The organism is Luteimonas sp. MC1750, assembly GCF_016615955.1.
GTDB lineage: Bacteria > Pseudomonadota > Gammaproteobacteria > Xanthomonadales > Xanthomonadaceae > Luteimonas.
Window position 1 is genome coordinate 2958944 of sequence record NZ_CP067113.1, and the last position, 12201, is coordinate 2971144.

10 protein-coding genes are annotated in these 12201 nt (G+C 72.5%); 9 read left to right on the plus strand and 1 reads right to left on the minus strand.

Annotated features, from left to right (window positions below):
* The first annotated feature begins 19 nt into the window (after positions 1-19).
* The 3 genes from JGR68_RS13830 to zapE are packed head-to-tail and all read left to right on the plus strand — an operon-like array spanning position 20 to position 3300.
* Positions 20-1447: an ExeM/NucH family extracellular endonuclease gene (locus JGR68_RS13830; protein WP_199362588.1), complete on the plus strand. Its 1428-nt coding sequence runs from the start codon at positions 20-22 to the stop codon at positions 1445-1447.
* Positions 1448-1496: 49 nt separating this feature from the next.
* Positions 1497-2168, plus strand: coding sequence for an alpha/beta fold hydrolase (locus JGR68_RS13835; RefSeq protein ID WP_199362589.1), 672 nt, complete (start codon positions 1497-1499; stop codon positions 2166-2168).
* Positions 2161-3300 (plus strand): cell division protein ZapE, encoded by a 1140-nt coding sequence (gene zapE / locus JGR68_RS13840; RefSeq protein WP_199362590.1) that lies wholly within the window; start codon positions 2161-2163, stop codon positions 3298-3300. The genes JGR68_RS13835 and zapE overlap by 8 nt, the downstream gene beginning before the upstream one ends.
* Positions 3301-3336: 36 nt before the next feature.
* Here zapE and JGR68_RS13845 read toward each other — a convergent pair whose 3' ends face one another.
* Entirely contained in the window at positions 3337-5283 is a 1947-nt protein-coding gene (locus JGR68_RS13845) for a choice-of-anchor X domain-containing protein (protein ID WP_199362591.1), read from the minus strand.
* Positions 5284-5444: 161 nt separating this feature from the next.
* Here JGR68_RS13845 and JGR68_RS13850 point away from each other — a divergent pair, with 161 nt between their 5' ends.
* The 6 genes from JGR68_RS13850 to aceK all read left to right on the plus strand — a co-directional run bounded on the left by JGR68_RS13850 (position 5445) and on the right by aceK (position 12200).
* A complete protein-coding gene (locus tag JGR68_RS13850; protein WP_199362592.1) occupies positions 5445-6758 on the plus strand; it encodes an amidohydrolase in 1314 nt (437 codons plus the stop codon).
* Between the two features lie 231 nt (positions 6759-6989).
* Positions 6990-7820: an NADPH-dependent 7-cyano-7-deazaguanine reductase QueF gene (gene queF, locus JGR68_RS13855; protein ID WP_199362593.1), complete on the plus strand. Its 831-nt coding sequence runs from the start codon at positions 6990-6992 to the stop codon at positions 7818-7820.
* 112 nt (positions 7821-7932) lie between these two features.
* Positions 7933-8307: a LysM peptidoglycan-binding domain-containing protein gene (locus tag JGR68_RS13860; RefSeq protein ID WP_234446663.1), complete on the plus strand. Its 375-nt coding sequence runs from the start codon at positions 7933-7935 to the stop codon at positions 8305-8307.
* Positions 8304-8792 (plus strand): hypothetical protein, encoded by a 489-nt coding sequence (locus tag JGR68_RS13865; protein ID WP_199362595.1) that lies wholly within the window; start codon positions 8304-8306, stop codon positions 8790-8792. The genes JGR68_RS13860 and JGR68_RS13865 overlap by 4 nt, the downstream gene beginning before the upstream one ends.
* 236 nt (positions 8793-9028) lie before the next feature.
* Entirely contained in the window at positions 9029-10357 is a 1329-nt protein-coding gene (icd, locus tag JGR68_RS13870; protein WP_199362596.1) for an isocitrate dehydrogenase (NADP(+)), read from the plus strand.
* Between the two features lie 109 nt (positions 10358-10466).
* A complete protein-coding gene (gene aceK / locus JGR68_RS13875) occupies positions 10467-12200 on the plus strand; it encodes a bifunctional isocitrate dehydrogenase kinase/phosphatase (RefSeq protein WP_199362597.1) in 1734 nt (577 codons plus the stop codon).
* Position 12201 lies beyond the last annotated feature (1 nt).

Genomic DNA, 12201 nt, shown 5'->3' on the forward strand with positions numbered 1-12201 from the left:
GCCACCCGGACGCACGACCATGACCCGCATGAACACCGCCCTGTCCCTGAGCCTGGTGCTGGCGCTTGCCGGCTGCGCCGGCCTGGCGTCGCGTCCGCCGGCTGCGCCCGCGCCTCCGGCCACCTCCGCCGGCGTCGTCGACATCGCGACGGCGCCGTCCGACTGGTCCGCGCTGGATGGCCGGCGCGTGCGCATCACCGCGCCTCTGGTGATCTCGGGCAACCATCGCCTGGAGCGCGACGCGAGCGTGGTCGCGGCGTTCGGCGAACGCCTGCGCACGCCCACCGAGGTCGCGCTGCCGGGCGCGGCGGCCCAGGCCGTGGCCGCGGCCAACCGCGCGCGCAGCCTGACCCTAGTGCTGGCACCCAGGGTGGCGCGACATGCGCAGGTCTGGCGCAGCGGCGGAACGCTCGAGGCGGTGGAAGGCGTGCTCACCGTCGATGACGCCGGCCCGCGGCTGGCGCTGGCCGACGTCGACACGCTGCAGCCGGCCACCCGGCCCGCGGCGCCGACGGTGGAGGGCGAACTGCGCCTGGCCAGCCTCAACCTGCAGAACCTGTTCAACGGCGACGGCCAGGGCGGCGGTTTCCCCACCGCACGCGGCGCTCGTACCCCCGGCGAATACGCGGCCCAGCTCGCGCGCCTGGTGGCCACGCTGTCCTCGCTGGACGCCGACATCGTCGCCCTGCTGGAGCTGGAGAACGACGGCCATGGCGCCGAGTCGAGCCTGGCGCAGCTGGTGGCCGCGCTGGATCCGCAGGGCCTGCGCTGGCGGCTGGTGGATGCCGGCCGCGGTCCCGGCGACAACCCCATCCGCGTCGGCATGATCTACCGTGCCGACCGCGTGGCCCCGGTCGGTCGCCCGGCGACGCTCGAGGCCGGGCCGTTCGGGCCGCTCAGCCGGGCGCCGCTGGCCCAGGCCTTCCGTGCCGGCCGCGGGCCGGCCTTCGTCGTGGTCGCCAACCACTTCAAGTCCAAGGGCTGCCGCGACGCCGCCGGGGCCGACCTCGACCAGGGCGATGGCCAGGCCTGCTTCAACGCCACGCGCCGCGCCTCGGGCCAAGCCCTGCGCGACTGGCTGGCCGGCGATCCCACCGGCAGCGGCAGCGACCTGGTCGCGGTGCTCGGCGACCTCAACGCCTATGCGCAGGAAGACCCGGTCCGCGGCTTCATCGCCGCCGGCTGGCGCGACGCGCTGGCCACCGCCGACGCGGGCCAGCCCTATACCTATGTGTACGACGCCCAGGCGGGTCGCCTCGACCACGTGCTGCTGAGCCCCGCGCTCGGCGACCGGCTGCAGGACGCGGCGATCTGGCACAGCAATGCTGACGAGGCGCCGAACGCCGTCGATCCGGCGGCCAACGCCGGGGAACAGGCATCTTCGCCGTGGCGTGCGTCCGACCACGACCCGGCCGTCGTGGGTCTGCGGCTGCGTTCGCCGCGCTGAACGGCCGGCCGTCGCCGGGCGCCGGCGCCGCAGCGCTTATCATGGCCGCATGACCAGCCACCCCGCATTCCCGGACGCATCCGGCACCCTGACCTTGCCCGGTCCAACCGGCGAGCTCGAGGTGGCGGTGGACCTGCCCGGCGACGACGTCGAGCGGTTGCCGGCCACCGCCATCGTCTGCCATCCGCTGCCCACCGAGGGCGGCACCATGCACAACAAGGTGGTCACGATGGCCGCGCGGGCGCTGCGCGAGTCGGGGCTGGCCACGGTGCGCTTCAACTTCCGCGGCACCGGCGCATCCGGGGGCCAGTACGACGAGGGCCGTGGCGAACAGGGCGACCTGCGCGCGGTGGCCGACTGGGTCCGCGCCAGCCGCCCGGACGACCAGCTGTGGCTGGCGGGCTTCAGCTTCGGCGCCTATGTCAGCCTGGCGATGGCCGCCGAGCTGCAGCCGTCGATGCTCATCTCGATCGCACCGCCGGCCGGGCGCTGGGACTTCGCGTCGGTCACCACCCCGACCATGCCCTGGCTGGTGGTGCAGGGCGAAGCCGACGAGGTGGTCGACCCGCAGGCCGTGTATGCCTGGCTGGAGCGCCTCAAGGCCGAACCGGAGCTGGTGCGGATGCCCGACACCAGCCACTTCTTCCACCGCAAGCTGATCGACCTGCGCGGTGCGATCAGGAGCGGCGTCCGTCGCCACCTGCCGGCGGCCCGTGGCTGACGCAGCCGCGTCACCGGCGCCGTCGCAGGCCTACCGCGAGGGCGTTGCCCGCGGCGAGTGGACCGACGATCCCGCGCAGCACGCGCCTCTGGCCGCGCTCGACCGCGTGCACCACGCGCTGCTGGCCGCGCCCCGGCGCGGCTGGCTGGCGCGCACCCTCGGTGGCGGCAAGGGCCAGACCACTCCGCAGGGCCTCTACCTCTGGGGCGGCGTGGGCCGCGGCAAGACCTTCATGGTCGACCTGTTCTACGCCGGGCTGCCGCTGCCGGTGGCGAAGCTGGACGCGACCGGCGGCGACGGCAACGGCAAGCGCCGCACCCACTTCCACCGCTTCATGCGCGTGGTCCACGAGCGCCTGCGCGAACACGCCGGCGAGCGCGACCCGCTGGCCTCGATCGTGGCCGAATGGCGGCGCTCGCTGCGCCTGCTGGTGCTGGACGAGTTCTTCGTCAGCGACATCGGCGACGCCATGCTGCTGGCGCGCGTGCTGGAGCGCATGTTCGCCGAGGGCATCGTGCTGGTGACGACCTCCAACATCCAGCCCTCGGGCCTGTACGCCGACGGCCTGCAGCGCGCGCGCTTCCTGCCCGCGATCACGCTGCTGGAGACGCACTGCCAGGTCCTGGAGATCGTCAGCGACACCGACTACCGGCTGCGCGAGCTGACCCGCTCGCCGGTCTACCAGGCGCCGCTGGACGCCGGATCCAACGCCTGGCTGGCCTCGCGCTGGCGGGCGCTCGGCGGCGACGACGCGCACCGCGACGGCAGCATCGAGCTCGGCGGCCGCCGCATCGCCACCCGCGCGCGCTGCCCGGGCATGGCCTGGTTCGATTTCGCCGCGCTGTGCGAAGGCCCGCGCGGCTCGTCCGACTACATCGAGATCGCCACCGAGTTCCATACCGTGCTGCTGGGTGGAATCCCGTTGATGGATGCGACGCGCGACGACGCCGCGCGCCGCTTCGTCACCTTCATCGACGAGGCCTACGACCGCAACGTCAAGCTGGTCTGCACCGCCGACGCGCCGCCGCACGCCCTGTACGCGGGCGAGCGGCTGGCCGGCGCCTTCGAACGGACGGCATCCCGCCTGAGCGAGATGCAGTCCACCGCCTACCTCGCCCGCCCCCACCTGTAGGAGCGGCTGCAGCCGCTCCTACAGGGCGCGACCACGTCAACGCGCGGCGTTTGCGCTCATCGTGGCGTTGCGGGCGGCGTCGCGGTACTGCGCGGGATCACGCATGCCCGCGGTGTGGCACTGGCCCGCGGTGTGGCCGCGGTTGGTCGCGCCGGGAAGCTGGGCATAGGCGCGTTCGACCGTGCCGTCCTCCGGGTCGCCCAGCACCAGGTCGCTGGCGGCGTTGCAGTAGTCGTTGGTGTACCAGTTCGTGGTGCGGAAGGCGGTGGTGTAGTAGTTCACCTTCGCGCGCGCCGAGGTCGGGATGCCCGCCAGCCAGGCGGAGGCGCCGCTGTAGGTCATGTTGCTGTTCGATCCGCAGGCCACGCCGAACCAGTTGCCCACGGTGGCCAGGATCCCCGACAGGTTGGTGCCCTGATAGGGCGTGCCCACCGACTGCATCAGCCGCGAACCGGCGGCGTTGTCCAGTCCGCTCCAGTAGTAGGCGTAGAGGTGCAGCGAAGCCGCGCCGCCCTGGCTGTGGGCGACGGTGCCGAACGAGTTCCATTGCGCGCCGAAGGTCTTGATGCGCTGGGCGAACTGGTCGTGGCTGCGGTTCTGGTTGGCATCGAGGAAGGTGGCCGAATTGGCGAACTGCGCCTGCGGCCACACGCCGCCGGAACAGTAGCCATGCACCAGCACCAGCTTGCGTCCGGTGGCGGTGGCGCGCGCATCGGGCGATGCCGGGCGCGGCCCCATGGTCATCAGCTCGTCGATGGCGGTCGACATGCCGCTACGCTGGAGGCGCAGGCGCGGCGTCGACAGCGGCAGGCGCGCGGCGGTGGCCAGCGGGATGAAGTGGTCGGGATCCTCGATCCGGAGCGCGCGCAGTTCGAACGGCGCCCCGGCCCCGGAGCGCGCGATCCAGCGCTCGTCGAGACCGAGCGACAGGCCGTCCGGACCGGCTTCGGCCATGCCGCCGATCCAGGCCACCGGCACCTCGCCGCCCCGGCCGTCGCGGCCCCAGACCTCGGCCAGCACGCGGTAGTGCGATCCGGGCTTCGCGTCAGCAAGCGGCAGCCGCACCGCCAGCCGGCCGGGTGCCGCGTACGACGCGGTGGCCGCGGCCGTCGCCAGCCGCGGGCCGGCGGCGATCACCGGCAGCGCATGCTCGGCCGTGCGCACGAAGGGCGTGCCGCTGCGGTCGTGGCCATGCACGATGACCTGCGCGATCCAGGTACCGGCCGCGCCTGGCACGAAGCCGCCGGCCAGGCGGCCGTCGCCAGCGGCGCCGTCGCCGTGGCGACCGTCGTCGAACATCGGCTGCAGGGACTCGCGGCCGTCGGGCGCCACGATCCGCAGCTGCGCGGAGCGGATATGCCCGGCGTCGCGGCCCAGCGCGACAGCGCTGCCGTCGTCGGCGGCCAGCATCGCGACGATGTCCATCCGCTCGCCCACCAGTTGGCGACGGTGCGCCTGGTGCGAGGCGAGCTCGAGCGCGTCGTCGCCCTTCAGCAGCAGGTAGCCGCGGCGTTCGCCCCCGGGCTGCGCCTGCAGGCGCAGCGTCCAGTCGCCGCGCACCAGGCCGTCGAGGCGGAGCACGGTGCCGCCCTGGCCATCGTGTTCGCCGCCCAGGCGTGCGTCCTGCGCGTGGCGGGCAAGCGTCGCGCGCGGCAGCTCCACGCCGGCTGGCGACAGCAGCCGCGGCGACCAGTCCGCCCCGCCGGAAAGCAGCATCGCCTCCAGCCGGCCCTGGTGCACCGGAACGCGCAGCTCGGCGCGCCCGGACGCATCGAAGGCCACCGGCAGCAGTGCGCTGCGCGAGAGGATCGCGGCGTCCGCCGGATCCGGCGCCCGCATCGCGGCGAACTCCGTGGCCGGGCCCGCAAGCTGCTTCGGCAGCAGCGGGCCTGCATCGGCCGCGACGGCCGCACCCGTTCCGATCACCATGCCCAGCGACGCACACAGCAGCGTGCGCACGACTGCTTTCGTCCGCTTGCCCATACCGGCTCTCTCCCGTCGGGTTGTGGGCGGATCCCCATCCGCCGCGCCCCCTTATAGACCAGCCCCGTGAAGGCCCGTGGCGGCCCGCGCGCCGTGCATTCCGCCCGGCCCCGGCCTGGTGCACGATGGCGGCCACCACCAGCCAACCCGGGGAACTCGCGATGTCCAGGCTCCTGCTGCTGTCCTGCGCGCTGGCGCTGGGGCTGTCCACCCATCCCGTCCACGCCCAGGCGAGCCAGCGCGCCGAGGTGGCCGACGCCGCCCAGCGGCTGCAGGACAAGGTGGTCGAGTGGCGCCGCGACCTCCACCAGCACCCCGAGCTCGGCAACCGCGAAACGCGCACCGCGGCGCTGGTTGCCGCACACCTGCGCGCGCTGGGCCTGGAACCGGAGACCGGCATCGCCACCACCGGCGTCACCGCGGTGCTCAAGGGTGGACGGCCCGGCCCGCGCATCGCGCTGCGCGCCGACATGGATGCGCTGCCGGTGACCGAGGCCACCGGCCTGCCGTTCGCCTCCAGGGCCACGGCGACCTTCAACGGCGAGACCGTCGGGGTGATGCACGCCTGCGGCCACGACGCCCACACCAGCATCCTGATGGGCGTGGCCGAAGCCCTGGTGGCGATGCGCGACGAGCTTCCCGGGGAGGTGCTGTTCGTCTTCCAGCCAGCCGAAGAGGGCCCGCCCGACGGCGAGCAGGGCGGCGCGGAGGAAATGCTGGCGCAGGGCATCTTCAAGGCCTTCCGGCCCGACGCGGTGTTCGGCCTGCATGTCTTCTCGACCCTCAACGCCGGCCAGCTCGGCGTGCGCAGCGGGCCGACGATGGCCGCGTCCGACCGCTTCAACATCGTGGTCCAGGGCCGGCAGACGCATGGCTCGCGCCCCTGGGGCGGCGTCGATCCGATCGTGGCCGCAGCCGACATCATCGGTACCGCGCAGACCGTGGTCAGCCGCCGCCAGGACATCTCCAGGCTGCCGGTGGTGCTGAGCTTCGGCGCGATCCGCGGCGGCGTGCGCTTCAACATCATCCCCGACCGGGTCGAGCTGGTCGGGACCATCCGCACGTTCGACGAAGGCATGCGCGAAGCGGTGTTCGCCGACCTGGCCAACGTGGCGGAAAAGGTCGCCGCCGCGCACGGGGCCACGGTGGTGGCGAAGGTCCCCGACATCGAGGGCACGCCGGTCACCGCCAACGACCCGGCGCTGACCGCGCGCATGCGCCCCAGCCTGGAAGCGGTGGCCGGCACCGGCAACCTCGTCGACATGCCGCTCAACATGGGCGCCGAGGACTTCTCGTACTACGCCCGCGAAGTGCCGGCGGTGTTCTTCTTCGTCGGCGCGACGCCCGCCGGACAGGACCCGGCGAAGGCCCCCAGCAACCACTCGCCGCAGTTCTTCCTCGACGAATCCGCTCTCGACCTGGGCCTGCGCGCGATGCTGCAGCTCTCGCTGGACTACCTGCATGGCGGGAGCTGAGGGGGGGCTCGAGAGCTTTTTTTGCCACGGATGACGCGGATCACGCGGATTTACGCGGATCAAACCGGAAATCAGAGGTGGCCCGAGGCGGCCCTGGACACCTTTGCTCAACGTCGATGCGTGGGCGCGCCGCGGACCAATCCGTGTAATCCGCGTGATCCGCGTGATCCGTGGCAACGCTTCTTCTTCTGATTCCCGGACCTGCCGACACCGACGCGCGATAATGGCGGGATGACCAGTGAACTCCCGCTTGGCCGCGAGGTCGCCTATCCGCGTGCCTATGATCCGTCGCTGCTGTTTCCGATCGCGCGTGCGCAGGGCCGTGCGGCGCTCGGGTTCGGTGGCGGGGGCCTGCCTTTTGCCGGCCATGACCGCTGGCATGCCTATGAGCTGTCGTGGCTCGACGGTCGCGGACGGCCGTTGGTGGAGACGGCCACTTTGCTGGTGCCGGCGGAGTCGCCGAACCTGGTCGAGTCGAAGTCGCTGAAGCTGTACCTGAACTCGCTCAACGGCACCCGCTTCGACAGCCGCGCCGACGTGCAGGCGCGGATCAGCGCGGACCTGTCGGCCGCCGCTGGCGCCCCGGTGGCGGTCGAGTTCGGCCTGCCGCCCGTGGATGCCGGCGACGGCGCGGCGACGGGCGCGCCGGCCCCGGTGTCGCTCGACGGCCTCGACCTCGCCTGCGACGAGTACGACGCGCCCAACGCCGCGCTGCTCACCGCCGACGCTGGCGCGCGCGTCGACGAGGTCCTGCACTCGGCGCTGCTGAAGTCGAACTGCCCGGTGACCGGCCAGCCGGACTGGGCCAGCATCCGCGTCGCGTATCGCGGCCCGCGCATCGACCGCGCCGGCCTGCTGCGCTACCTCGTCTCCTTCCGCGAGCACGCCGGCTTCCACGAGCAGTGCGTCGAACAGGTGTTCGTCGACGTGATGGCGCGCTGCCGGCCGGAGGCGCTGTCGGTGGAGGCGCGCTACACGCGCCGCGGGGGGCTCGACATCAACCCCTGGCGGGCCACGCCCGGCCTTGCGCCCCCGGCCGCCGCGCGCGATCCGCGGCAGTAGGGCCGCTTCGATATTTCCTTAACGGGGCCGGTGTATACCTGTCGGCGCTTCGCGCGGCACAGGAGGCCCCATGAGCACACCGCAGAACCCGAAGGATCCCGGCTCGCTGTCGCTGAAGCCTCGCGGCACGACCCCGGGCAACCAGGACCGGACCGGCAAGCCCGACTTCGGCAACGTCCAGTCCGGCGTCAGCAGCACCGAGCAGGCCGCGTCGTCCCGGCCCGATTTCAGCAATGTGCAGTCGTCGGTCACCTCGACCGAAGAGGCCGTCGGCGAACGCCAGTACACCGTGCAGCGGGGCGACACGCTCTCGCACATCGCCAAGGCGCACTACGGCCGGGCCAGCCAGTGGTCGCGCATCTTCGAGGCCAACCGCGACCAGCTGGAGGATCCCGACCGGATCCAGCCCGGCCAGGTGCTCAGGATTCCCGCCGCGACCCGCGAGGACGACGGCGGCACCACCAGCCCCCACGGAGACACCCTATGACCCGACACCCGATGCCCGTCGCGCTTGCCGCGGCCCTGCTGGCCACGCTGGCGCTCGCCGGCTGCAAGAAGGACGAGCCGGCCCCGCCGCCGCCGCCCGTGGCCGCGCCGGCCCCCGCGCCGGCACCGGCGCCCGCCGCCGCGCCCGTGGTCAGCGTCACCGCGGTCGACCTGGGCAACGCGATCGGTGCCGACAACCGCGTGACCACCCCGGCCACGACCTTCGCCCCCACCGACACCATCTACGCGTCGGTTGCGACGACCTCGTCCGATCCGGCCTCGCCGCAGCGCGGCCAGCTCACCGCGCGCTGGACCTACGAGGGCGACCAGGCCGTCGACGAGACCAGCCAGGCGTTCGACTTCACCGGCACCGGCGCCACCGCGTTCAAGATCAGCAAGCCCGACGGCTGGCCGACCGGCAACTACCGGGTCGAGATCCTGCATGACGGCGGGGTGGTGCAGACCCGCGATTTCGAGGTCCGCTGAGGGCGGCGTACTCCAGAAGCCCGGCTCCCCAGGGGGCCGGGCTTTTTGCTGGTCGCAGCTGTAGCTGCTCCTGCAGACACGCGGGGTGGCCTCGTCCTGCTCCTGTTGGAGCAGCTACAGCTGCGATCCGCCCTCACCCCGGTGTGGCGACTTTGCCGGCGCTGCCGCGAAGCGCGACAATGGCGGTCCACATCCGCCGCGCGCCACGGCGCCGCGGCACCCCACGGAGGAACCCGATGGCAGACTTCACCCCGGCCGTGCCCGCAGGCGGCAGCCCGATCACCAAGACCGCGCAGGGACTCAGCGTCCCCGACCGCCCGATCATCCCCTTCATCGAGGGCGACGGCACCGGTCCCGACATCTGGCGCGCCAGCGTGCGCGTGCTCGACGCCGCGGTCGAGAAGGCCTACGGCGGCAAGCGCAAGCTCGAGTGGATGGAAGTGCTGGCCGGCGAAAAGGCCTTCAACCAGACCGGCGAATGGCTGCCGGAGTCATCCGTCGAGGCCTGCCGCGAGTACCTGGTGAGCATCAAGGGCCCCCTGACCACGCCGGTCGGCGGTGGCATCCGCTCGCTCAACGTCGCGCTGCGCCAGATGCTCGACCTCTACGTCTGCCTGCGCCCGGTGCGCTGGTTCGAAGGCGTGCCTTCGCCGGTGAAGAAGCCGGGCGACGTCGACATGGTGATCTTCCGCGAGAACACCGAGGACATCTACGCCGGCATCGAGTTCGAGCCGGGCTCGGCCGATGCGCAGAAGGTGCTCGACTTCCTGCAGAAGGAATTCCCGAAGGGCTTCGACAAGATCCGCTTCGGCACCGCCGACAAGGCCACCGCCTGGAACGACCAGCTTGGCGCGGTCGGCCAGCCGGCCACCGATACCTCGGTCAATGTCGGCGTCGGCATCAAGCCGGTCAGCTGGCAGGGCACCGAGCGCCTGGTGAAGGCGTCGATCGAGTACGCGATCGCCAACGGCCGCAAGTCGGTGACGCTGGTGCACAAGGGCAACATCATGAAGTTCACCGAGGGCGCGTTCCGCGACTTCGGCTACAAGGTCGCGCGCGAGCAGTTCGGCGCGGTCGAACTCGACGGTGGCCCCTGGCACGTCATCCCCGAGGGCAAGCCGGGCGCGGGCATCATCATCAAGGACGCGATCGCCGACGCCTTCCTGCAGCAGATCCTGCTGCGTCCGCGCGAATACGACGTGTCGGCCACGCTCAACCTCAACGGCGACTACCTGTCCGATGCGCTGGCCGCGCAGGTCGGCGGCATCGGCATCGCGCCGGGCGCCAACATCAACTACGTGACCGGCCACGCGGTGTTCGAGGCCACGCACGGCACGGCGCCGAAGTACGCCGATCTCGACAAGGTCAATCCGGGTTCGGTGATCCTGTCGGGCGAGATGATGCTGCGCTACATGGGCTGGACCGAGGCCGCCGACGCCATCATCAAGGCGATGGACGGGGCGATCGGCTCGAAGCGCGTCACCTACGACTTCGCCCGCCTGATGGACGGCGCGACCGAGGTGAAGTGCAGCGAGTTCGCCGACGAGATCATCAAGCACCTCTGATCCCGCCAGCGGCTGCAGCACGACCGGCGATGCCCGCGACGCGAGTCGCGGGCATCGTCGTTTCCGGCCGGAGATCCCGCGCCCGCTCCATCTGCGCCACACTCGCCGCATGGCGCCATCCCCGAGCGATCCCCTGGTGCAGCGCGCGGCCGCCCTGGTGCTGGACGCGTTCGAGGACTACGACGCCCGTTTCGGCGACCTGACCCGGCGCGCGCGCCGGCGCTTCATGCGCCGCGAGTGGCGGGGCGCGCAGGCCGACGCCGTGGCGCGCATCGACCTGCAGGACGGCTTCCTGGCCGAGGCGCTGGGACGCTTCGAGGCCCTGGTCGGCGAGCGCATGCGGTCGCGGCCGTTCTGGGCCGCGGTGTGCGAGGCCTATGCCGCGCTGACCGCGGCCCGGCACGACGCGGCGATGGCGCGCACGCTGTTCAACTCGATGTCGCGGCGCTTCTTCCTGACCGAGGGCGTGGCGCCCGCGCTGGAGTTCCACGAGCCCGGCAGCGACGCCGCCGGTGATCCCGACTGCCCGGGCGAACTGCATCCGCTGCCGGCGGGCGCGGATGCGCCGTCACGCTGGCGCGCGGCGCTGGGCGCACGCGGATTCCCGCACCGCGACCTGGATGGCGACGCGCGCGCGATCGCCGACGCGATCCAGGCGCGGCTGCCGCCATCGGATCCGGCGGCCGACGCTCCCGGCGGCCCCGACGTCCAGCTGCTCGACACCGTCTTCTTCCGCGAGCGCCGCGCCTACCTGGTGGGCCGGGTATTCGCCGGCGACGGCCCGCGCCCGCTGGTGGTGGCGCTGGTGCATGGCGACGACGGCGTGCGCGCCGATGCCGTGCTCACCGAGCGCGCGCAGGTGTCGATGCTGTTCGGCTACGCGCGCAGCTGGTTCATGGCCGACCTGCGCCGGGTCGGCGACGCGGTGGCCTTCGTGCACGCGCTGCTGCCGGGCAAGCCGGTGTCGGAGCTGTACTCGGTGCTCGGCCGCGGCAAGCAGGGCAAGACCGAGCGCTACCGCGAGATCCAGCGCCACTTCGCCGCCCACCCGGAGGAGCGGCTGGTGCGTGCCGACGGCGTGCGCGGCATGGTCATGGCGGTGTTCACCCCGCGCGGGTTGCCGGTGGTGTTCAAGGTCATCCGCGACCGCTTCGCCGAGCCCAAGGACAGCGTGCGCGCCGACATCGAGGCCAAGTACCGCCTGGTGGCGCGCCGCGACCGCGTCGGCCGGCTGGTGGAGGCGCAGGAATTCCGGCGCCTGCGCTTCCCGCGTGCGGCGTTCGAGCCCGACATGCTGGATGAGCTGCTCGAGGGCTGCGCCGACACCGTCAGCGCCGAGGGCGACATGGTGCTGGTGCGCCACTGCTACGTGGAGCGCCGGCTGCGTCCGCTCGACCTCTACGCACGGGAATCGCCCGGGGCACAGGCACGCAGCGCCGTGCTCGACTACGGCCAGTCGATCACCGACCTCGCGCGCAGCGGCATCTTTCCAGGCGACCTGCTGCTGAAGAACTTCGGCGTGTCGCGGCACGGCCGCGCACTGTTCTACGACTTCGACGAACTCTGCCTGCTGGAGGACGTGACCTTCCGCGACCTGCCACCGGTGCACGAGGACGACGAGACCCGGCCGCTGGAGGACTGGCTGTACGCGCGCGCCGACCACGTGTTCCCGGCGCTGTTCCCGAGTTTCCTCGGCCTGCCGCCGGCGCTGCGCGCGGCGCTGCTGGAGGCACATCCGGGGATCTTCGAGGCGGCCTGGTGGCGCCAGGTGCAGGCGCGCCTGCGCGGCGGCGGCTACCTCGACGTGGCGCCGTATCCCGCATCCGCCCGGCTGAGCGGTTAGG

Coding starts and splice junctions, on each gene's coding strand:
- JGR68_RS13850 (WP_199362592.1), top strand. CDS start 5,445: ATGTCCAGGCTCCTGCTGCTGTCCTGCGCGCTGGCGCTGGGGCTGTCC.
- aceK (WP_199362597.1), top strand. CDS start 10,467: ATGGCGCCATCCCCGAGCGATCCCCTGGTGCAGCGCGCGGCCGCCCTG.
- JGR68_RS13835 (WP_199362589.1), top strand. CDS start 1,497: ATGACCAGCCACCCCGCATTCCCGGACGCATCCGGCACCCTGACCTTG.
- queF (WP_199362593.1), top strand. CDS start 6,990: ATGACCAGTGAACTCCCGCTTGGCCGCGAGGTCGCCTATCCGCGTGCC.
- icd (WP_199362596.1), top strand. CDS start 9,029: ATGGCAGACTTCACCCCGGCCGTGCCCGCAGGCGGCAGCCCGATCACC.
- JGR68_RS13865 (WP_199362595.1), top strand. CDS start 8,304: ATGACCCGACACCCGATGCCCGTCGCGCTTGCCGCGGCCCTGCTGGCC.
- JGR68_RS13830 (WP_199362588.1), top strand. CDS start 20: ATGACCCGCATGAACACCGCCCTGTCCCTGAGCCTGGTGCTGGCGCTT.
- JGR68_RS13845 (WP_199362591.1), bottom strand. CDS start 5,283: ATGGGCAAGCGGACGAAAGCAGTCGTGCGCACGCTGCTGTGTGCGTCG.